Origin of the sequence: Martelella sp. UBA3392, from assembly GCF_002358775.1 — a bacterium.
In the GTDB taxonomy this organism is placed as follows: Bacteria; Pseudomonadota; Alphaproteobacteria; order Rhizobiales; family Rhizobiaceae; genus Martelella; species Martelella mediterranea.
Window position 1 is genome coordinate 1 of the sequence record NZ_DEPM01000136.1, and the last position, 20,273, is coordinate 20,273.

General features: G+C 63.3%; 16 protein-coding genes and 1 other RNA gene. 15 read left to right on the forward strand and 2 right to left on the reverse strand.

Features of this window, described 5'->3' with window-relative positions:
- Together B4E36_RS09960 and ftsH are read right to left on the reverse strand one after the other, a co-directional pair.
- A partial coding sequence (locus tag B4E36_RS09960) for a hypothetical protein (RefSeq protein WP_345900302.1) occupies nt 1-1,607 on the reverse strand: 1,607 nt, incomplete at its 3' end.
- 278 nt (nt 1,608-1,885) lie between these two features.
- Nucleotides 1,886-3,715 (reverse strand): ATP-dependent zinc metalloprotease FtsH, encoded by a 1,830-nt coding sequence (gene ftsH, locus B4E36_RS09965; RefSeq protein WP_292056566.1) that lies wholly within the window; start codon nt 3,713-3,715, stop codon nt 1,886-1,888.
- A gap of 237 nt (nt 3,716-3,952) precedes the next feature.
- Here ftsH and B4E36_RS09970 point away from each other — a divergent pair, with 237 nt between their 5' ends.
- The 15 genes from B4E36_RS09970 to murC all read left to right on the forward strand — a co-directional run bounded on the left by B4E36_RS09970 (nt 3,953) and on the right by murC (nt 20,213).
- Nucleotides 3,953-4,663: a J domain-containing protein gene (locus B4E36_RS09970; RefSeq protein ID WP_018063612.1), complete on the forward strand. Its 711-nt coding sequence runs from the start codon at nt 3,953-3,955 to the stop codon at nt 4,661-4,663.
- 1 nt (nt 4,664) lies between these two features.
- Entirely contained in the window at nt 4,665-5,315 is a 651-nt protein-coding gene (locus B4E36_RS09975; RefSeq protein ID WP_292056570.1) for a DUF1176 domain-containing protein, read from the forward strand.
- A gap of 75 nt (nt 5,316-5,390) precedes the next feature.
- On the forward strand, nt 5,391-6,578 hold the full coding sequence (locus B4E36_RS09980) for an NAD(P)/FAD-dependent oxidoreductase (protein ID WP_292056572.1): 1,188 nt from the start codon (nt 5,391-5,393) through the stop codon (nt 6,576-6,578).
- A 40-nt stretch (nt 6,579-6,618) separates the two neighbouring features.
- Nucleotides 6,619-7,014: RNase P RNA component class A (gene rnpB, locus B4E36_RS09985), an RNA gene on the forward strand.
- A 334-nt stretch (nt 7,015-7,348) separates the two neighbouring features.
- Nucleotides 7,349-7,786, forward strand: a complete 438-nt coding sequence (gene mraZ, locus B4E36_RS09990) for a division/cell wall cluster transcriptional repressor MraZ (RefSeq protein WP_018063609.1) — start codon at nt 7,349-7,351, stop codon at nt 7,784-7,786.
- A 17-nt stretch (nt 7,787-7,803) separates the two neighbouring features.
- Nucleotides 7,804-8,823 (forward strand): 16S rRNA (cytosine(1402)-N(4))-methyltransferase RsmH, encoded by a 1,020-nt coding sequence (gene rsmH / locus B4E36_RS09995; RefSeq protein ID WP_292056575.1) that lies wholly within the window; start codon nt 7,804-7,806, stop codon nt 8,821-8,823.
- Nucleotides 8,823-9,200, forward strand: a complete 378-nt coding sequence (ftsL, locus tag B4E36_RS10000; RefSeq protein ID WP_292056577.1) for a cell division protein FtsL — start codon at nt 8,823-8,825, stop codon at nt 9,198-9,200. The genes rsmH and ftsL overlap by 1 nt, the downstream gene beginning before the upstream one ends.
- Complete coding sequence (locus B4E36_RS10005) at nt 9,197-10,966, forward strand: peptidoglycan D,D-transpeptidase FtsI family protein (RefSeq protein ID WP_292056579.1); 1,770 nt, start codon at nt 9,197-9,199, stop codon at nt 10,964-10,966. The genes ftsL and B4E36_RS10005 overlap by 4 nt, the downstream gene beginning before the upstream one ends.
- Nucleotides 10,967-11,011: 45 nt before the next feature.
- Nucleotides 11,012-12,475 carry a UDP-N-acetylmuramoyl-L-alanyl-D-glutamate--2,6-diaminopimelate ligase gene (locus tag B4E36_RS10010; protein ID WP_292056581.1) on the forward strand — a complete coding sequence of 488 codons (1,464 nt, stop codon included), beginning with the start codon at nt 11,012-11,014 and terminating at the stop codon, nt 12,473-12,475.
- The gene (locus tag B4E36_RS10015) at nt 12,472-13,893 is read left to right on the forward strand and encodes a UDP-N-acetylmuramoyl-tripeptide--D-alanyl-D-alanine ligase (protein WP_345900303.1); all 1,422 of its coding nucleotides are present in this window, start codon (nt 12,472-12,474) and stop codon (nt 13,891-13,893) included. Before B4E36_RS10010 ends, B4E36_RS10015 begins: the two co-directional genes overlap by 4 nt.
- A 128-nt stretch (nt 13,894-14,021) precedes the next feature.
- Nucleotides 14,022-15,122: a phospho-N-acetylmuramoyl-pentapeptide-transferase gene (mraY, locus tag B4E36_RS10020; RefSeq protein WP_018063603.1), complete on the forward strand. Its 1,101-nt coding sequence runs from the start codon at nt 14,022-14,024 to the stop codon at nt 15,120-15,122.
- 4 nt (nt 15,123-15,126) lie between these two features.
- Nucleotides 15,127-16,533: a UDP-N-acetylmuramoyl-L-alanine--D-glutamate ligase gene (gene murD / locus B4E36_RS10025; RefSeq protein WP_292056586.1), complete on the forward strand. Its 1,407-nt coding sequence runs from the start codon at nt 15,127-15,129 to the stop codon at nt 16,531-16,533.
- Nucleotides 16,534-16,536: 3 nt separating this feature from the next.
- Entirely contained in the window at nt 16,537-17,697 is a 1,161-nt protein-coding gene (gene ftsW, locus B4E36_RS10030) for a putative lipid II flippase FtsW (protein WP_018063601.1), read from the forward strand.
- Between the two features lie 3 nt (nt 17,698-17,700).
- Nucleotides 17,701-18,813, forward strand: coding sequence for an undecaprenyldiphospho-muramoylpentapeptide beta-N-acetylglucosaminyltransferase (murG, locus tag B4E36_RS10035; RefSeq protein WP_292056588.1), 1,113 nt, complete (start codon nt 17,701-17,703; stop codon nt 18,811-18,813).
- Nucleotides 18,813-20,213, forward strand: a complete 1,401-nt coding sequence (gene murC / locus B4E36_RS10040; RefSeq protein ID WP_345900304.1) for a UDP-N-acetylmuramate--L-alanine ligase — start codon at nt 18,813-18,815, stop codon at nt 20,211-20,213. Before murG ends, murC begins: the two co-directional genes overlap by 1 nt.
- Nucleotides 20,214-20,273 lie beyond the last annotated feature (60 nt).

The window sequence follows — 20,273 nt, forward strand, 5'->3', positions numbered from 1 at the left end:
CAGATAAACCGAGCCACCTCTGTTACACCCGACGCCGAAGACTTATCCGGCATAGTGGGCCCGCTGATCGCAACGCCGTAGCCCTCGTGCACGCCTTTGTAATCGACGGTGAGATTTCCGCTTGTCAGATCAATCGTCGTGGTTGTGTCATCGTTCACGTAAGCCAGGATTCCATTTGCATTGGTAGCGGTTATCGTGCCTCCGCTTACCGATATCTTATTGTTCAACCCGGGAGTATTTTTGCTTGGTATGTAGATAGCCGACGAATCCACGATTAGCTCGCCGGTCACATCCGGGCCAGCCGCGGTCACGCGGAGCGTGCCGCCTGTCATGGAAAGCGTCGAATCGCCGAAACCATTAAAGGTTTCGAAATCCTGAGTCATGAGGCCGTATGCTTTAGCGCCTGTGACAATAACCTCGCCTCCGCTCATGGAAACCGTTGCCATGCTGCCGCCAAAGCTGACCGCCTGCGCGCCGATCATCAATGGTCTTTGTGAAGGGATGCCTACGGCAGAGATGGTGCCGCCTTTGATGGTAACGGAGGCGTCTTCCTCGTCAGCGAAGGCCGATAATGCCGCGTTTATTTGGCTGTTGGTCGTAGTATAGTATAAGGCCCCCCCATTGAATTCGATAGTGGCGGTGCCTGCGCGATCCACATCCACGAGAACGGCGGTTTCCAGATAAGTCTCTCCCGACGTATTGTCTATGACGATCTTGTTGGTGCTGCCGGATACGGTAGTGGCATCTGAAAAAATACCAATAAAGACATTGGTAGATGACCTTACAGTCGCGCCGTCGATGTGAATTGACGAATGGGGAACGCTCCCGTTCCCACCAACGTCCAAAGCGATGACTTCGTCAAAATCGTCATCCTCGAAAACATCGTATAGATAAGTCAACGTTCCTCCAGTGAGGGATATTGAAAAATCTCCGCCATCGGACGCGGCGATAATGCCTCCGGTAATCTCTCCCCCCGAGATATCGATGGAGCCATCGATGCCGCGTGCCTCGACAATTCCGGCGACGTTCCCCGCAGTCATGGATATGTTAGCTGCTCCCGAGCCGGTATTGTTGGCCAGAATGGCTGTTTTGCTGATCTCCGCCTCAATCGAGGCGTTTCCTGAAATATTGACAATCGCATCCCCGCTCCCTTGAGCCAGAGCAGTGACGGCGTTGTAGAAGTCCGTTACGGAAATGGTCCCACCCTGGATGTTGGCGATGGCATTGCCGCGACCGGTCGTTGTTGCGGTGAGGGGGCCGGCGATGATGCTGGAACCATCGCTCGAACCTTCGGTTATCTGAAGGCTGGCATCCGTATTCATCGAAATGACGTTGAGTGCGCCGCCAAGGCTCAGGTATGAGGTCGTCGTGATCGTCGCAGGCTTGGCTCCCAGTATGCCCGATCCGACATTGATATCGCCAATGACAACCATGGCAGCGTTGTTGAGGACCAGATTGGTGCCGCTTTGGTAGGTAATGTCGTTGTAAGCCGCGCCGTTGCAATAGGTGACGGAAGTGGGCTGGCCGCATTCGTCGTCCGCCCGCGCGTCTTCCGCCGTCATCGCAATTGCAAACACTGTCAGCGCCAGCGCCGAAGTGGCTGACATCAGAAATTGCCGGCAAGGGCCCACGGAATTTGGATGTCTGCCGAGTCCATAAGCTGATCCGCACATCGCCTTTCCTCTCCATATCTTAGGTCGGGAAAAGAATGTCAGGCAGGATTTTGATTGCAATATATCAAGTATACAATCTAAGGTTTTAGTTCGGCTATCTTATGGTTCGTGGTGCATTTTGGTCACTAATTTTGCTTTTCGGTGCATGTGCTGGCCTGAAGCGCGAAGACGGTCGCGGTCGGGACTTTCGGGGCGGAGCAACGCGTTCACGGTTATGACAGCACCCGCGCCTGCGCCAGCGGTTGCTGGACCAGCGGCGGGAAATCGGCCGGGGTGATGGTTTCCTTTTCGAGCAGCATGCGGGCGCCGTCGTCCAGGTCCTTGCGGCGCTGGTTCAGGACTTGTTTCGCCCGCTCATAGGCCTCGTCGATCAGCTTGCGGATCGCGAGGTCGATCTCGCGGGCGGTGACGTCGGAATAGTCCTTGGCGCCGCCCATGCCGGGGGCCTCGGGCATATATTGCGCGCGCTTCTGCTCAAGTGCGGCCTGGCCGATATCGGGGTCCATGCCGAAGCTCATGACATATTGCCGGGCGATGTCGGTGACGCGGGCGAGGTCGTCGGAGGCGCCGGTGGAGATTTCGCCGTAGACGATGTCTTCCGCGGCGCGCCCGGCGAGCAGCACCACCATGCGGTCGCGCAATTCGCCTGCGGTGATCAGGAACCGGTCCTCGGTCGGGCGCTGCATGGTGTAGCCGAGCGCGCCGATCGAGCGAGGGATGATCGAGATCTTGTGCACCGGATCGGTCTTGGGGAGCGCGGCGGCGGCCAGCGCATGGCCCATTTCGTGGAAGGCGACGCGTTCGCGCTCGTCCGGGTTCAGCAGGCGGCCGCGCCGTTCCGAGCCGGCCACCGTGCGCTCCACGGCCTGGGTGAAATCCTCCATCGTCACCTTCTCGCCGCCGCGCCTTGTCGCGAAGATCGCGGCCTCGTTGACGAGGTTGGCGAGGTCGGCGCCGGAAAAGCCCGGCGTCAGCGCCGCAACCTGGCCGGCATCGACATCCTCGGCAAGCCGGATCTTTTTCATGTGCACGGCGAGGATTGCCTCGCGTCCTCCCCGGTCGGGCCGGTCCATCACCACCTGCCGGTCGAAGCGGCCCGCGCGCGTCAGCGCCGGGTCGAGGACTTCCGGCCGGTTGGTGGCGGCCAGAATGACGATGCCGGCGGCGGGATCGAAACCGTCGAGTTCGACCAGAAGCTGGTTCAGCGTCTGCTCCTTCTCGTCATTGCCGCCCATGCCGAAGGAATTGCGGGCGCGGCCCAGCGCATCCAGCTCGTCGATGAAGATGATGCAGGGCGCCATTTCGCGGGCCTGCTTGAACAGGTCGCGCACGCGCGCAGCACCCACGCCGACGAACATTTCGACGAATTCCGAGCCCGAGATCGAGAAGAAGGTGACGCCCGCTTCGCCCGCGACCGCCTTGGCGATCAGCGTCTTGCCGGTGCCGGGCGGGCCGACCAGAAGCAGACCTTTCGGAATATGCGCGCCGAGCCGGCCGTATTTCTCGCGTTCGGTGAGGAAGGAGACGACCTCCTTGAGTTCCACCTTGGCCTCGTCGGCGCCGGCGACGTCATCGAAGGTCACGCCGGTGTCGCGCTCGACATAGATCTTGGCCTTGGACTTGCCGATATTCATCATGCCGCCGAGGCCCATGCCCTGCTTTTCCGCGAACTTGCGGAAGAACCATGCCCAGATCGCGAAGAAGATCACGATCGGCAGCACCCAGGAGAGGATCTGTGTCAGAAGCGAATGGTCGGGAACGCCGGTGACATCGACCTTGTACTTGTCGAAGTCGACCGCAAGCTCCTGCGGAACGCGGTAGGTGACGAAATATTCCTTGCCGTCCACCGCCGTCTTGAACTTGCCCTCGATCGTGTTTTCGGCGATCGCGACCGACTGGACCTGGCCCTTTTCGATATAGCTGATCATCTCGGAATAGCTGATCCGCGCGACGTCGCGCGACGTAAACCAGAGCTGAAACCCGATCACGATCAGGAAGGCCACCAGAAAATAGCCAAGGTTGAATGTATTCTTGCGTTCCATGGCGCGAAGTCTCCCGGTCAAGCGTCCCTGCCAATGTCTATAGCCACCCGCTTGCCGGGCAGGCAATCGGAAAAGGCGGGCGCGGCTCCGGAGCGCGCGCGGGGTGGGGCGAAAATGTCGCAGCGCGATCACGGAAAATTTCTGATTGAACCGGTCGGTTCGACTTGCATGCGCCGCCGTTTTTGTCCAATCTGGCGATTCTTGAGAAGGCGGGTCGCACCGCCGGGAGCCTGTTGAATGTCATTCTGGGAAAAACTGGTCCATTTCGTCAGCCAGTCCGCCGGCAACGTCCTTTCGGGCGTGGTCGAGGCCGTGCGCACGCTGTTCGAGGGCGACCCCGAAACCCGCCGCCAGGTGGCGTTTTCCGTCTCATTGATCGCGCTTTCGGCGAAGATGGCGAAGGCCGATGGATTCGTGACCATGGAAGAGGTTGCCGCCTTCCACGAGATTTTCGAAATCCCGGAGGAAGAGCGCGTCAATGTCGCCCGGCTCTATAATCTCGCCCGGCAGGATATCGCCGGTTATGATGCCTATGCGCGCAAGCTGAAGGGGCTCTGCTCGGATGGCGAGGAGGGCTGCCCGCTGCTGGAAGAGGTGATTGACGGCCTGTTCCACATCGCCAAGGCCGACGGCAGCATCCACGAGAAGGAGCTGGATTTCCTGGCCCATGTCGCCGAAATCTTCGGCATCAGCGAGGCGCGTTTCCAGACCATCTGCGCGCGCCATATGGATATGGGCGACCGCGATCCTTACGGCGTGCTCGGCGTTTCCCGCAATGATGACTTCAAGACCATCCGCAGCCGCTACCGGGCGCTGGTGGCCGAAAACCATCCCGACCGGCTGATCGCGCGCGGCGTGCCGAAGGAATTCCACGCCGCCGCCAATGACCGCATGGCCCGCATCAACGCGGCCTATGAGGCGATCGAGCGCGAATTGAAGGCGGCGTGATATGAGCGCCGCGCCTATCCGCCTGCTGCTGGCTGCCACCTTCCTCCCTGTAGTTCCCGCCTTTGCCGCCGATGACGGCCTTGCGACCGCGAAGGCCATGGTCACAGCCGCCCTTCCCGGCCAGTGCGAGAGCGATCTTGCCGAACGCTTCGACGGGCTCGAGGATCAGACGTTCAACGTGTCCTGGCCGGAGACCCGCTACGACGGGACGGTGGAGGATGTGAAGGGGCGGCTCTACCAGATCACCTGCGGGCTCGGCGCCTATAACGTGGCCGTGGCCTATGTCTTTGCTCGCGAGGACGGATTTCCGGAAGAAGGCGAGATCGTATCCTTCGCGACGCCCGCCTTCTCCCTCGATTATGAGCCCGGCGACGACACCTATACCAAGCTTGTCCGCGATCCGACTGTGACCGGGTTTACCGCCGGCACGATCCTGGTCAATTCGGAATTCGATCCGGAGACCAACACGATCTCCACCTTCGAGAAATGGCGCGGGCTGGGAGATGCCTATTCCACCGGGCGCTGGACGCTGGAGAAGGGCAGTTTCGTGCTGAAGCACTATCTCATTGATCCGATCTACGAGGCCAATCTCGAAGACCCGCCCGAAGCGCTGAGCGACACCCAATTCACGCTCTATGACGCCGGGCCCTGACCCGGCTTCGTTATCTTTCCCTTGCATTGCCGGCCCGGCTCGGTGAAGCTTCGGCAAATTTCCAGAGAGCGGGTCATGACACGACATTTCAGGACAATCATCATCGGTCGCGGTCTGATGGGCGCGGCTGCCGCGCGCCATCTGGCAGGCATGGAGGAGGGCGTCGCCGTCATCGGGCCGGATGAGCCGGTGGACAAGGCCGAGCATACCGGCGTCTTCGCCAGCCATTACGATGAGGGCCGCATTACCCGCACCATCGACCGAAATCCGGTCTGGGCGCGGCTCGCCAACCGTTCGATTGCCCGTTACCGCGACATCGAGCGCGACAGCGGCATCGATTTCTTCGGCGAGGTCGGCGCGCTGATCGTCGGGCCGGGGCGCTCGCGCGGGCGCTATGTCGAAACCATCATGGATGCCGCCGGACAATGCGGGGCCACCGCCGAAATCGTGGACGGCGCGGGGCTTCTGGAGAAATTCCCCTACTTCTCCTTCGCGCCCAAAACGGAGGGTGTGTTCGAACCGCGACGGGCGGGTTACATCTCGCCGCGACGGCTTGTGGCCGCGCAGTCCCTTCTCGCCAGAAAGGCCGGGGCGGAGGTGATCGCCGCGACCGTAACCGAGGTGAGCGATGGCGGCGCGCGGGTCAGCGTCACCACCGATGCCGGCGAGACGTTGACCGCCGACAAGGTGCTGGTGGCCGCCGGCGGCTTCACCATCAGCGAGAAGCTTCTGCCGGCGAAGATCGACCTCACCGTCTTTGCCCGCACCGTGGCCTATTTCGAGGTGGATGAGGAGGAGGCGCGGTCGCTTTCGGCCATGCCCAGTCTGATCTACAAAGCGGAATTCGACGAGGACGGCATCTATCTGCTGCCGCCGATCCGCTATCCCGATGGCCGCTGGTATATCAAGATCGGCGGCGACCCCGATGATGTGCCGCTTTCAAGCGAGGCGGATATCCGCGACTGGTTCCGCTCGACGGGGCATAACGCCACGCGCGAGCATCTGACCCGGATCATCTGCGACCTGATGCCGAAGCTGAAGGTGCTGCAATCGGAAACCGGCACCTGCGTGACGAGCTATTCGCCGTCCGGCTATCCGATGATCGGCTTCTCGCCATCGCCCCGGATCGCGGTGCTGACGGCCGGCTGCGGCGCGGCCGCCAAGAGCTCCGACGAGATCGGCCGGCTGGGCGCGGTGCTGATGGCGCAAGGTTCGCTTGCGGGCGAGGGCTACCCGGTCGATTTCGCGCCGTCCTTCTCATAATCCCTTTCTTTATCGTACAAAACGCACTAGAGAGGCCCGACCAGTTGGCCGGGCGGCCGCGCTTTGCCAATGCCGAAAGGCGGCAGGGTGAGGAAAGTCCGGGCTCCACGGAAACACGGTGCCGGAGAAAGTCCGGCGGGGGCGACCCCAGAGACAGTGCCACAGAAAGCAAACCGCCCGGCTTTGGCCGGGTAAGGGTGAAAGGGTGGGGCAAGAGCCCACCGCGCCGGCGGCAACGCATGGCGGCACGGTAAACCTCACCGGGAGCAAAACCGAATAGGGATGACGCGGCGCTTGACGCCAGCCTGTTTCCAGGCCGGTCATCCGGGTGGGTTGCGAGAGGCAGCGCGCAAGTGCTGTCCCAGATGAATGGCCGCCACGTTTTGCGGGCAACCGCAAAGCCATACAGAACCCGGCTTACAGGCCAACTGGTTATTTCCTTTTTTCATTCAAAAACGGGCGCTTGGGCGCACCGTTTCGCATGCCGCGACGAAAGCTTTCGTTAAGGGCCGGCTGATAGAATCAGCCTTTCCGGAAGCGCTGTCGACACGGTTAATAACGGCTTATCCCATTGACGCCCAAATCTGCCCATGTTATCCCATTAAGCATAAATTCGCCGTCCGGTGCAGATGCGGCTTCCGGGCAGCGCGATGGCTTCAAGTGTTTGTATTTCATGCTGAGTTCGCCCGTCGGGCGGTTTGGTTTTCCAGGGTATTCCTTTGGGTTGGCGGTCTGCGAAGGACTGCTTGAGACGTCGGTAGTAGCGCGTAATGAACCGGTTTCTGTCCAACGCGACCAAGAAGGTCGACGCCAAGGGAAGGGTGTCGGTGCCTGCGGTGTTTCGCACGGTGCTGGCGGAGCGGAATATCACGGAGCTCTACTGCTTCCAGGATTTCGTCTTCCCGGCAATCAGCATCGGCGGTCCCGATCTGCTCGACCGTTTCGAGCGGCAGATCGACCAGGAGGACCCGTTCTCGGCGGAAGCAAACAGCATGTCGCTGCTGATCCATGGCGGCGGCGTGTTCGCGAAACTCGATGCCGAGGGGCGGTTGATGGTCACGGACTTCATCCGCGATTTCACCGGCATCGATACGGAGGTCACATTTGTGGGGCGGGCGGATCACTTCCAGCTTTGGGAGCCGCAGGCATTTCAGGAAGCGCAGGCGCAAGCGCGCAAGGCCCGTCTCGGCGGGCGGGCGGGCGCCTGATGAAACGGGGAAACGGAATGGCGGGGAATCCTGGCACAATCGATGCCGATGGCGGACCGGTTCGTCACATTCCGGTTATGCTTGTCGAGGTGCTGGCTCAATTGAAGCCGGCGCCCGGCAAGATCATTCTCGACGGCACGTTCGGCGCGGGCGGCTATTCCAGCGCGCTGCTGGAGGAGGGCGCCGAGGTTATCGGTCTCGACCGCGATCCGAACGCGATTGCCGCGGCCGGCGATCTTCTCGCCCGTTACCCGCGCCTGTCTCTGCATCACGCCCGTTTCTCTACGCTCGATCGCTTTGCGCCCGAAGGCGGACTTGATGGCGTGGTTCTCGATATCGGCGTCTCCTCCATGCAGATCGACGAGGCCGAGCGCGGCTTCTCCTTCCAGAAAAACGGCCCGCTCGACATGCGCATGTCGGGTGAGGGCGTTTCCGCCGCCGATGTCGTCAATCGGGCGAAGGTCGGTGATCTGATAAGGATTTTCGGCATTCTCGGCGAGGAAAAGAACGCCGGCCGCATCGCCCGCGCGATCGAGAAGAAGCGCGCCGAAGAGCCGTTTGCGACCACGCGCGACCTCGCTGGCCTGATCGAGATCGTCACCCCGCGCCGCGCCAAGGACAAGATCCATCCGGCAACCCGTGTGTTCCAGGCGCTCCGCGTCTATGTGAATGACGAACTCGGCGAACTGGCCGGCGCGCTGCTGGCGGCCGAACGGGCCTTGAAGCCGGGCGGCGTGCTGGCGGTGGTCACTTTTCACTCGCTCGAGGACCGGATCGTCAAGCAGTTCATTTCGGCGCGTCTCGGCAAGGCCGGCGGCTCGCGCCATCTGCCGGAGGTCGCGCCCGCGCCCGCTCTTTTCGATCAGTCGGGCAAGGCCATGATTGCCGCGAGCGAGGCCGAGGCCGCGGAGAACCCGCGCGCGCGCTCGGCCAAGCTCAGGGTCGCGATCCGCACCGGGGCGCCTGCGCCCGAAACCGGGCTCGATGCCTTCGGCCTTCCGTCCCTTGCCGATATTTCCCGCCTTGGAGGCGCCTGATGCTTCGTCCGCTCGATCTCATCCTCATTCTGGTCATGGTCGCGACCGCGACGGTCACCTACACGATCAAATACAGCGTCGAGGCGACCTATGACGAGGTCCGCGCGCTCGACGACCAGATCGCGCTGGAGCAGAACAATATCGACCTGTTGAAGGCCGACGAGGCGCTCTTGACCCAGCCCGCCCGCATGGCCCGGCTTGCCGAGTTCTTCGCAGCCGAGCTCAACCTGCACCCGGCCGAACCGGAGCAGATCGCGACGCTCGACCAGCTTCCCCCAATCAAAGCCGAGCCCGTCGAAGAGGAACTGCCGCCGCTGATGGCTGGCGACGCCCCCGACGGCACGGATATCGTCATAACCGGATCGGTGACACCATGATCAAGCTCCCCGGCATCCTCAAACTGAAGCCCAAGCTGAAGCCCAAGCTGAAGCCCAAGGCGCGTCGTGCTGCGAAGGCCACGGAAGATGCAGCGCGGCCCGACGTGTTCCAGGGCACGGCAAAGAAACGGGTCAATCTGGCGCGCAGCCGCGTCGGCTTCGTCACCTTCGCTTTTGTCGCCGTCTATGCCGTGATCGGCGGGCGGCTGGTGCACTATTCGCTGGCCAAGGATGATGGCGCGGTTGCCCGCGCGGCGATGCCGCTGACGCTGGCGCGCCGCCCGGATATCGTGGACCGCAACGGCGCGGTGCTTGCCACCGACGTCCGGATGATGTCGCTTTACGCCGACCCCTCGATGATCACCAGTGCCGACGACGTTCTCGACGCGCTGCTGCCGATCTTCCCCGATCTCGATGCCAAGCGCGCCTACCGGCTGCTAAACTCCAAGGGCGAATTCGTCTGGCTGAAGCGCCAGATCACGCCCAAGCAGCAGAGCCAGGTGCTGGCCGCCGGCGTGCCCGGCGTCGGCTTCCGCCCGGAGGTGCATCGCTTCTATCCCGGCGGCCCGCAGGCGGCACATATTCTCGGCCTTGTCGATATCGACAATCGCGGCCTGTCCGGCATCGAACGCTATATGGACAGGACCGACGGGATTTCCGGTCTGATGGGCCTCGGCCTCTCCGGCGCGATGGACCTGAAGCCGTTCGAAACCTCGATCGACCTACGCGTCCAGAGCATCCTGCGCGACGTTCTGGTGGAAGGCGTCAACAAGTTCCACGCCATCGGCGCGACTGGAACGGTTCTCGACGTCAACACCGGCGAGATCATTGCGCTCGCATCGGTGCCCGATTTCGATCCGAACAATCCGCCGCCGGCGACCGATCCGCGCATGCTGAACGACGCGATCACCGGCGTTTACGAAATGGGTTCGACCTTCAAGGCCTTCACGCTGGCGATGGGGCTGGAATCCGGCAAGTTCAACATGAACAGCCTTGTGGATGCGAAGACGCCGCTGATCTTCGGCCGCTCGCGCATTCGCGACGACCATGCCCAGAACCGGATTCTCACCTATCCGGAGGTCTTCACCTATTCCTCCAATATCGCCGCGTCGCGTATCGCCGCCGCCGTCGGTCCGGATTACCAGCGCACCTTCCTGGAAAATCTCGGCCTGCTCGACAAGATGGACACCGAGATCGGCGGCGCGGGAACGCCCCAGCGGCCGCAGAAATGGGGCGGCGTCTTCTCCGCGACCGTCTCCTTCGGCCAGGGCGTGACCACGACCTCGCTGCAGACGGCAGCCGCCGCGGCGGCGCTGGTCAATGGCGGCAAGCTTCTGACGCCGACCTTCCTGCCGCGCAGCCAAGAGGAGGCCGACCGGATCGCCAAGCACGTGGTTTCCCAGGAAACCAGCGACAAGATGCGCTATCTGCTGAGGCTGAACGGCACGGACGGCTCGGGCCGCAACGGCCAGGTGCCGGGCTACCGCGTTGGCGGCAAGACCGGCACGTCGGAGAAGATTATCGATGGGAAATATTCGAAAGATCGCAACTTCAACGCTTTTCTTGCCGCATTTCCCATGGACAACCCGCAATATGTCGTCCTCGTGACGATTGACGATGCCAAGAAGGTCGAGGGGGTCCCCGGTCGTACGGCCGCCTGGAATGCCGGGCCGATGAATGGCGAGATCATTCGCCGGACGGCGCCCATCCTCGGCGTTGATCCCGATTTCGGCGCGGAAGGGGCAGCCCTCCTCGCTTCCTACTGATGCCATGCCATCCGGCCCGCCGGGTGCAGAACAGAGACTGATACGATGAAACTGAGCGCTCTCGCCGGAACGGCCTTTCCCGAACTGAATGCGGCGCTTGCCGGCAACTCCGGCGCGCTCGACATAACCTCCCTGACCGCCGACAGCCGCAAGGCCGAGCCCGGCGCGCTGTTCGTGGCGATCGCCGGCAGCAAGGCGGATGGCGCTGCCTTCATCGATGACGCCGCCCAGCGCGGCGCGGTTGCCGCCATCAGCGCCTCGCCGCACGAGGGCGCGCACATCCCGGTGCTGACCGTCGACAATCCGCGCGCCTTTCTGGCGATCGCCGCCGCCCGTTTCTATGACGCGCAGCCGGAAGCCATGGTGGCCGTCACCGGCACGGCCGGCAAGACCTCCGTTGCCTCCTTCACCCGTCAAATCTGGGCCCATGCCGGCCTTGCCGCCGCCATGATCGGCACCACCGGCGTGACCGCTCCCGGCCGCACGGAATACGGCTCGCTGACCACGCCCGATCCGGTGGCGCTTCACGCACTGCTTGCCGAGCTTGCCCGCGACGGCGTTACCCATGGCGCGATGGAAGCCTCCAGCCACGGGCTCGATCAGTACCGGCTCGACGGCGTGCGGCTTTCGGCCGGGGCGTTCACCAATCTCGGCCGCGACCACATGGACTATCATCCGACCGTGGAGCATTATTTCGCGGCCAAGATGCAGCTTTTCGAGCGGGTTCTGCCAGCAGGTTCGCCAGCTGTGATCAACGCCGATGATGAATGGTCGGATCGTGCGATTGCCGCGGCGGAAAATGCGGGCCAGCGCGTTCTCACCGTCGGCCGCAAGGGCGCATTTCTGGCGCTGAAGCGCGTCGAGCAGAAGCGTGACAGCCAGTTCGCCGAAATCCTGCACGACGGCACGATCCACGAGGTGCGGCTGCCGCTTGCCGGCGAGTTCCAGATTTCGAACGCGCTGGTCGCCGCCGGTCTTGCGATTGCGACCGGCGTTGATGCCCGAACCGCGCTTCTGGCGCTGGAAAAGGTGGAAGGCGCGGCGGGCCGGCTTCAGCTTGCGGGCAAGGCCGGAAACGGCGCGCTTGCCTATATCGATTACGCCCACAAGCCCGATGCGCTGGAAAAGGTGCTCACCGCGGTGCGGCCGTTCACCACCGGCCGGGTCGTCGTGGTCTTCGGCTGCGGCGGCGATCGCGACCGGGGCAAGCGTCCGATCATGGGCGAGATCGCCACCCGGCTTGCCGATATCGTGATCGTCACTGACGACAATCCGCGCTCAGAAGTGCCCGCGGAAATCCGCTCGGAAATCCTGGCCGCGGCCCCCGGCGCGACCGAGATCGGCGATCGGGCCGAGGCGATCGCCCATGCCGTCGGCCTGTTGAAGACGGGCGATACACTGATCGTAGCCGGCAAGGGACACGAGGAAGGGCAGACGGCGGGCGGCGTGACCCGACCCTTCTCCGACCTTGCCGAAGTCAAGAAGGCATTGGAGGGCCGCGCATCGTGAGTTTGCTTTGGACATCAGCCGAAATGGTCGAGGCCATGGACGGGCGTCCCGTGGGCGAACTGCCGGAAGGCGTCTCGGGCATTTCCATCGACAGCCGCACGATCTCCCATGGCGAGGCGTTTTTCGCCATCGCCGGCGACCGGGTCGACGGCCACAAATTCGCAGGCCTCGCCGCCAAGAACGGCGCGACGCTCCTGGTCGTGTCCGAGGCCAAGCTGCCGGCGCTGGGAAGGCTGACCTGCGGCATGATCGTCGTTGACGATGTGCTGGAGGCGATGGGCCGGCTGGCGATGGCGGCGAGGGCGCGCACGGACGCGCGCATCATCGCCGTCACCGGTTCGGTCGGCAAGACCAGCACGAAGGAAATGCTCGCCGCCGGGCTGAAGGCCTCCGGCAAGGTTCATGCGGCCGTCGCCTCGTTCAACAACCACTGGGGCGTGCCGCTCACCCTTGCCCGGATGCCGGCCGATACCGAATTCGGCGTGTTCGAGATCGGCATGAACCATTCCGGCGAGATCCGGCCGCTGACGAAAATGGTGCGCCCGCATGTGGCGGTGATCACCACCGTCGCCCCGGTCCATATCGGCAATTTTTCCGGCATCAAGGAAATCGTCGCAGCCAAGGCCGAGATTTTGGAAGGCCTGGAGCCTGACGGCGCTGCGATCCTCAACCGCGACATCGATGCCTTCGATACGCTGGCGCGGGTCGCCCGGCGCTACGGTGCCCGCGTCGTTTCCTTCGGCGAGCATGCCAAGGCCGACTATCGGCTGCTCGAATACCGCACCGTCAGCGACAGGAAGAACGAGCGGGGCCATGTTCTGGCGGCGCTCGGGACCGAGGAGCCGACCGCCTTCAACCTCGGCCTGCCGGGCCAGCATATGGCCGAAAACGCGCTTGCGGCCCTTGCGGCGATCGCCGAGGCTGGCGGCGATGTCCATGCCGCGCTTGAGGCGTTCGAAACCGTCGAACAGATGAAGGGCAGGGGGCGGCGTCAACGCCTGAAAGCGCCCGATGGCGTCTTTACGCTGATCGATGAAAGCTATAATGCCAACCCGGCCTCGATGCGGGCGGCGCTCGAGCTTCTGGGCTCCGGCAACGAGCCCGGCCGGCGGATCGCGGTTCTCGGCGACATGCTCGAACTCGGCGATTACGCCCGCGAGGCGCATGAGGCGCTCGCCGGTCCGCTGGTCGCGGCCGGCGTGACTGATGTCTGGCTTGCCGGCGAGGAAATGCAGGCGCTCAGCGAGGCGCTGCCGGAAAGCATTGTTGTGGAATATCGCGACAACGCCGCCGAATTGGCTGAATTCGCCGTTGGCTCTGTCGCGGCTGGCGACACGATAATGTTAAAGTCGTCAAACGGAATGGGATTCGGCGTCATCGTTCAGAAACTGACCGAGACCTATCCGGCGGAAGGGTAAACCGGGCGTAAACAATTTCGTGGCATACCGGTGTTCAACATGCTGCGAACAACAATAAATGATTGCGCCCGCCGTGGCCCGAAAGGGAATGACGGCGCGCGCTCTGCCTTCTCTGGAAAGGGGCGTTCATGCTGATTTGGCTCGTGGAGTTGTCGGACAGGTTCCAGTTTTTCAATCTGTTCCGCTACATCACATTCCGCTCCGGCGCCGCCGTATTCACCTCGGCACTGATCGTCTTCCTGTTCGGCCCGCGCATTATCGCAGCACTGCGGTTGCGCCAGGGCAAGGGCCAGCCGATCCGCGCCGACGGGCCGCAGACCCATTTCAAGAAGGCCGGCACGCCGACCATGGGCGGGCTGATGATATTGGCCGGCATCATCGGCTCCGCGCTGTTGTGGGCCGATCTTTCCAATGCCTATGTGGTGGCCACGCTGCTGGTGACGCTCGGCTTCGGCGCGATCGGTTTTTACGATGACTATCTCAAGGTCACCAAACAGTCCGACAAGGGCTTTTCCGGCCGCCGCCGCCTGTTCTTCGAATTTGTCATCGCCGGCGTCGCGGTGGCTTTCATGATGTATGCCGCCAATCTCGCCAGCATTGACGGCGCGACCCTCGGCTCGGCGCTGACCTTTCCGTTCTTCAAGGACTTCGTGATCGACCTCGGCTGGTTCTTCATCCCGTTCGGCGCTTTCGTGATCGTCGCCGCCGGCAATTCGGTCAACCTCACGGACGGGCTTGATGGCCTCGCCACCGTGCCGGTGATGATCGCCGCCGGCTCCTTCGCGCTGATCGCCTATGTCGTCGGCAACACCGTGTTCGCGACCTATCTCCAGATCAACTACGTGCCGGGCACCGGCGAACTGGTGGTGCTTCTCTCCGCCGTGATCGGGGCCTGCATGGGGTTCCTGTGGTTCAATGCGCCGCCGGCCGCGATCTTCATGGGCGATACCGGCTCGCTGGCCCTTGGCGGGCTGATTGGCTCTGTGGCGGTCGCCACCAAGCACGAGATCGTGATGGCGATCATCTGCGGGCTTTTCGTGCTGGAAGCGCTCTCGGTGATCATCCAGGTCGCCGTCTTCCGGCGCACCAAGCGGCGCGTATTCCTGATGGCGCCGATCCATCACCATTTCGAAAAGCTCGGCTGGACCGAAAGCCAGGTGGTGATCCGTTTCTGGATCATCTCCTTCGGCCTCGCGCTGATCGGGCTTTCAACGCTGAAGCTCAGGTAGGTCGATGATCGCGGTCACGCAGTTTTCCGGCAAGAAGGTCGCGCTGTTCGGGCTTGGCGGTTCGGGCATGGCGACCGCGCTGGCGCTGATTGCCGGCGGCGCTCAGGTAACGGCCTTCGACGACAACGCCGAGAGCTGCCGCATTGCCGCGGAAAAAGGCATTCCGATCGCCAATCTGCGGCATATGGACTGGAGCGGGTTTGCCGCGCTCGTTCTTGCTCCCGGCGTGCCGCTGACGCATCCGAAACCGCACTGGGTGGTGGAGCAGGCCAAGACTGCTGACATCGAGATCATCGGCGATGTCGAGCTTCTGGCGCGCGAACGCCGGGCGACATGTCCCGAAGCCAAGCTGATCGCGATCACCGGCACCAATGGCAAATCGACCACCACGGCGCTGATCGGCCATATCCTGAAGGCGGCGGGCCGCGACGTGGAGGTCGGTGGCAATATCGGCCGCGCCGTGCTCGATCTCGCGCCGCTCGCGCCAGGCCGCATCTACGTCGTCGAGTGCTCGTCCTACCAGATCGATCTTGCGCCCACGCTCGATGCCGATGTCGGCCTGCTCCTGAACCTCACGCCCGACCATCTCGACCGTCATGGCGACATGACGCGCTATGCCGCGATCAAGGAGCGGCTGGTCGCCGGCGCGAAACTGGCCGTGGTGGGCGCGGACGACGACTATTGCACGGCAATCGCCGAACGGCTTGAAAAGGCCGGACATGATGTCGTTTCGATTTCCTGCGACCGCGCTCACCTGAGCCGGGGGCTTGCCTTCGATGGCGGGGCGATTGTTTCGGTGGAAGACGGCGCGTTGGTCGCGGACCTTTCCAGTCACCCCGTTCTGCGCGGCGCCCATAACGGCCAGAACACTGCTGCCGCGATCGCGGCCTGCCGGGCGGTTGGTCTGACCGACGCCGAAATCCGCGATGGACTTTCCAGCTTTCCGGGCCTTGCCCACCGCATGCAGCCGGTGGCGCGCCGTGGCTCCACGATTTTCGTAAATGATTCCAAGGCCACCAATGCCGAGGCGTCGGCCCCGGCGCTGAAGACCTTCAGCGATATCCACTGGATCGCGGGCGGGCGCCCCAAGGAAGGCGGCATTGGCGCACTCGCGCCCTTTTTCCCGAAGATCGCGCGCGCCTATCTGATCGGCGAGGCGGCGGAGGCCTTTTCGGCCACGCTTGCGGGCGCTGCGGACACGGTAATCTGCGGCACGCTGGAAAACGCCGTCAAACAAGCGGCGGACGATGCGGCGAAAAGCAAGGCGGAGACGCCGGTGGTGGTGCTGTCGCCGGCCTGCGCCAGCTTCGACCAGTACCGGAATTTCGAAAAGCGCGGCGATGCCTTCGTCAGTGCCGTGATGGCGCTTGACGGCGTCGAGCCGTTTACAGCAACCGGCAAGGAGGCCTGATCCATGGTCAGTCGCGTTCAGCGAGGCCCAATCGCAGACTGGTTCTGGACCATCGACCGATGGTTGCTGGCGGCCTTCATCGTGCTGATGGGCATCGGCTTCATGCTCTCCTTCGCCGCTTCGCCCGCCGTTGCCGAACGCCTCGGCTATGACAGTTTCCACTTCGTCACCCGCCACGCGATCTTCCTGGTGCCGTCGCTGGCGGTGATGATTTCGCTGTCCTTCTGCTCGCCGCGCATGATCCGCCGCCTTGCGGTGATCATCCTCATCGGCTCGCTGCTGGCGATGGTCGCGGCGCTGTTCATCGGCACCTCCAACAATGGCTCGCGCCGCTGGATCGTGCTTGCCGGCTTCTCGGTGCAGCCCTCGGAATTCCTGAAGCCCGCCTTCGCGGTGGTCTGCGCCTGGCTCTTCGCCGAGCATCAGCGTTATCCGGAAATCCCGGGCAACCTGTTCGCCGGCATGCTGTTCATCGTCTCCGCGGTGCTGCTGATCGCCCAGCCGGACTTCGGCCAGACCGTGCTTCTCGGCATCGTCTGGGGCGGCATCTTCTTCATGGCGGGCATGTCCTGGATCTGGATCGCGGGCCTCGGCGGCGCCGGTGTCGCGGGCATTCTGGCGGCCTATACCTGGCTGCCGCACGTGACCTCGCGTATCGACCGGTTCCTGACCGGGGAGGGCGACAACCTCCAGGTCGAGCTTGCCGCCAAGGCGATCCAGAATGGCGGGTTGTTCGGCCTCGGGCCGGGCGAGGGGATCGTCAAGCGGCGGCTGCCGGACAGCCATACCGACTTCGTGTTTTCGGTCGCGGCGGAGGAGTTCGGCATTCTGTTCTGCATGTTCATCGTCGCGATCTTCGCCTTCATCGTGCTGCGCGGCCTCAGCCACGCCTATCGCGAGCGCGACGATTTCGCCCGCTTCGCGGTTGCCGGCCTCGTGTTGCAGATCGGCATGCAGTCGGTGATCAATATCGGCGTGGCGCTGCAGCTTATGCCGGCCAAGGGCATGACGCTGCCGCTGATTTCGGCCGGCGGCTCCTCGATGATCGCAACCTGCATCGGCGCAGGTTTCGTGCTGGCGCTGACCCGCCACCGCCCCGACAAGCGCGCGCGTCAGGACCATTTCTTCGAGCCGGGCCGACCGCGCGGCGTACCGGCGGAGTAGATGATGGAAAGCAAACTGTTTTTCCTGGCTGCCGGGGGTACAGGCGGACACGTATTTCCGGCTGAAGCTCTGGCCCATGAACTGATTGCGCGCGGGCACAAGGTACACTTTGTTACAGACAGCCGTGCCGAGCGTTTCGCCGGGACGTTTCCGGCCGAAAAAATCCATGTCGTGCCGTCTGCGACGATCGGATCGAAGAACCCGATTTCCGTCATTCGCGCCGGCTTCACTTTGTTCAAGGGATCGCGGGTTGCCAGAGCGCTTTTCGCGCAGTACCGGCCGGCAGCCGTGATCGGCTTCGGCGGCTATCCGACGGTGCCCCCGGTCTATGCTGCATCGAGCGGCGGAATCCCGACAATGCTGCATGAGCAGAACGCGGTGATGGGGCGGGCCAACAAGATGCTGGCGCCACGCGTCAACGCCATTGCTGGCGGTTTTCTGACCCGTTCCGGGGAATCCCATGGCGCGAAGATATTCGAGACCGGAAACCCGGTGCGTCCGGCGGTGCTGGAAGCGGCAAGCACGCCTTATCCCGCGCGCAGCGAAGGCGAAACCTTCAACCTGCTGGTTTTCGGCGGAAGCCAGGGCGCGCATTTCTTTGCCGAAGCTGTGCCGGATGCGATTGCGGCGCTGCCAGACGAGCTTCGCCGGCGCATCACTGTCACCCAGCAGGCCCGCCCGGAAGACGTCGAAGCCGTTACCGAACGCTTCGAGAAACTCAGTGTGCCCGCGGAGATTTCACCGTTCTTCGGCAACATGGCGGAACGGATTGCCGGTGCTCATCTTGTCGTGTGCCGCTCCGGAGCGTCCACCGTTTCGGAGCTTTCGGTCATCGGCCGGCCGGCGATCTATGTGCCATATCCCCACGCGCTTGATCATGATCAGGCTGCAAACGCGGCGTTGGTCGCCAGCAATGGCGGCGCAGAAGTCGTTCCCCAGTCCGAACTGACGACTGAGCGCTTCGCGGAAATTCTGAAGGATGCGATCGAGCATCCCGAAAAACTTGAAACCGCCGCCGCCGCCGCGCGCGCGGCCGGCCGCCCGGATTCCACCCAAAGACTCGCCGATATGGCCGAGGCGCTGGCGAGCGGCAGGAAGATTGAAGGAATTGACTGATGAGAATGCCTGAAGCGATCGGCGTGGTCCATTTTGTCGGGATCGGCGGCATCGGCATGAGCGGGATTGCCGAAGTGCTGAACAATCTCGGCTACAAGGTGCAGGGCTCGGATCAGGCCGAAAGCGCCAATGTCGCGCGCCTGCGCGACAAAGGCATTTCCGTGTTCATCGGCCACAAGGCTGAAAACCTGGGCGACGCGGAGGTCGTGGTCGTCTCCTCCGCGATCAAACGCGCCAATCCCGAACTCACCGCCGCGCGCGAAAGGCATCTGCCGGTGGTGCGCCGCGCCGAGATGCTGGCCGAGTTGATGCGCTTCCGCGATGCGATCGCGATCGGCGGCACCCACGGCAAGACCACGACCACCTCGATGGTGGCAACGCTGCTGGAGGCCGGCGGGCTCGACCCGACCGTCATCAATGGCGGCATCATCAATGCCTATGGCACCAATGCGCGCATGGGCGAGGGCGAATGGATGGTGGTCGAGGCCGACGAATCCGACGGCACCTTCCTCAAGCTGCCGGCCGAAATCGCGGTTGTCACCAATATCGACCCCGAACATCTCGATCATTACGGCACGTTTGACGGCGTGCGCGCGGCCTTCCGGCAGTTCGTCGAAAGCGTGCCGTTTTACGGCTGCGGCGTGATGTGCCTCGATCATCCTGAAGTTCAGACGCTGGTCGGCCAGATCGAGGATCGCCGGATCGTGACCTATGGCGAGAACCGTCAGGCTGATGTGCGCTTTTCCAATATCCGTAACGAGGGCACGCGCACGATCTTCGATGTCGATATCCGTCGCCGCCGCCGTCCTTCGGTGAAGCTCGAAAATCTCTCCCTGCCGATGCCCGGCCGCCACAATGTCTCGAACGCCACGGCGGCGATCGCGGTTGCCGACCGGCTGCATATCTCCGAGGCGGATATCCGCAAGGGGCTGGCCGCCTTCGGCGGCGTCAAGCGCCGATTCACGCTGGTCGGCGAATGGAACGGCGCGCAGATCTTCGACGATTATGGCCATCACCCGGTCGAGATTCGTTCGGTGCTGAGAGCGGCGCGCGAGGCCTGTCAGGGCCGGATCATCGCCATCCACCAGCCGCACCGCTATTCGCGGCTGGAAAGCCTGTTCGAGGACTTCACCAATTGCTTCAACGATGCCGATACCGTGTTCATCGCCCCGGTTTACGCCGCCGGCGAGGACCCGCGCCCGGGCTTCGATGCCGAAACGCTGGTCACCGGCATGAAGGCCGCCGGCCACCGCGACGTGCAATATCTGGCCGACGAATCCGGCCTTGCGGGCGCCGTGGCCAAGATCGCCAAACCCGGCGACTTCGTCGTCCTTCTCGGCGCCGGCAGCATCACCAACTGGGCGGCAAAGCTGCCGGGAGAACTGGCGGCGGGGGCGTGATTCGGGGCGATTGCGGCTCCCAATCTCCCCCCTTGAGGGGCAGGGGAATCGCGTATGGCT

What these genes read in the sequence shown, in the direction of transcription:
- B4E36_RS09970 (WP_018063612.1), top strand. Translation starts at nt 3,953, where the DNA reads ATGTCATTCTGGGAAAAACTGGTCCATTTCGTCAGCCAGTCCGCCGGC.
- mraY (WP_018063603.1), top strand. Translation starts at nt 14,022, where the DNA reads ATGCTGATTTGGCTCGTGGAGTTGTCGGACAGGTTCCAGTTTTTCAAT.
- ftsH (WP_292056566.1), bottom strand. Translation starts at nt 3,715, where the DNA reads ATGGAACGCAAGAATACATTCAACCTTGGCTATTTTCTGGTGGCCTTC.
- B4E36_RS09975 (WP_292056570.1), top strand. Translation starts at nt 4,665, where the DNA reads ATGAGCGCCGCGCCTATCCGCCTGCTGCTGGCTGCCACCTTCCTCCCT.
- B4E36_RS09980 (WP_292056572.1), top strand. Translation starts at nt 5,391, where the DNA reads ATGACACGACATTTCAGGACAATCATCATCGGTCGCGGTCTGATGGGC.
- murD (WP_292056586.1), top strand. Translation starts at nt 15,127, where the DNA reads ATGATCGCGGTCACGCAGTTTTCCGGCAAGAAGGTCGCGCTGTTCGGG.
- mraZ (WP_018063609.1), top strand. Translation starts at nt 7,349, where the DNA reads ATGAACCGGTTTCTGTCCAACGCGACCAAGAAGGTCGACGCCAAGGGA.
- murC (WP_345900304.1), top strand. Translation starts at nt 18,813, where the DNA reads ATGAGAATGCCTGAAGCGATCGGCGTGGTCCATTTTGTCGGGATCGGC.
- B4E36_RS10005 (WP_292056579.1), top strand. Translation starts at nt 9,197, where the DNA reads ATGATCAAGCTCCCCGGCATCCTCAAACTGAAGCCCAAGCTGAAGCCC.
- ftsW (WP_018063601.1), top strand. Translation starts at nt 16,537, where the DNA reads ATGGTCAGTCGCGTTCAGCGAGGCCCAATCGCAGACTGGTTCTGGACC.
- B4E36_RS10010 (WP_292056581.1), top strand. Translation starts at nt 11,012, where the DNA reads ATGAAACTGAGCGCTCTCGCCGGAACGGCCTTTCCCGAACTGAATGCG.
- murG (WP_292056588.1), top strand. Translation starts at nt 17,701, where the DNA reads ATGGAAAGCAAACTGTTTTTCCTGGCTGCCGGGGGTACAGGCGGACAC.
- ftsL (WP_292056577.1), top strand. Translation starts at nt 8,823, where the DNA reads ATGCTTCGTCCGCTCGATCTCATCCTCATTCTGGTCATGGTCGCGACC.
- rsmH (WP_292056575.1), top strand. Translation starts at nt 7,804, where the DNA reads ATGGCGGGGAATCCTGGCACAATCGATGCCGATGGCGGACCGGTTCGT.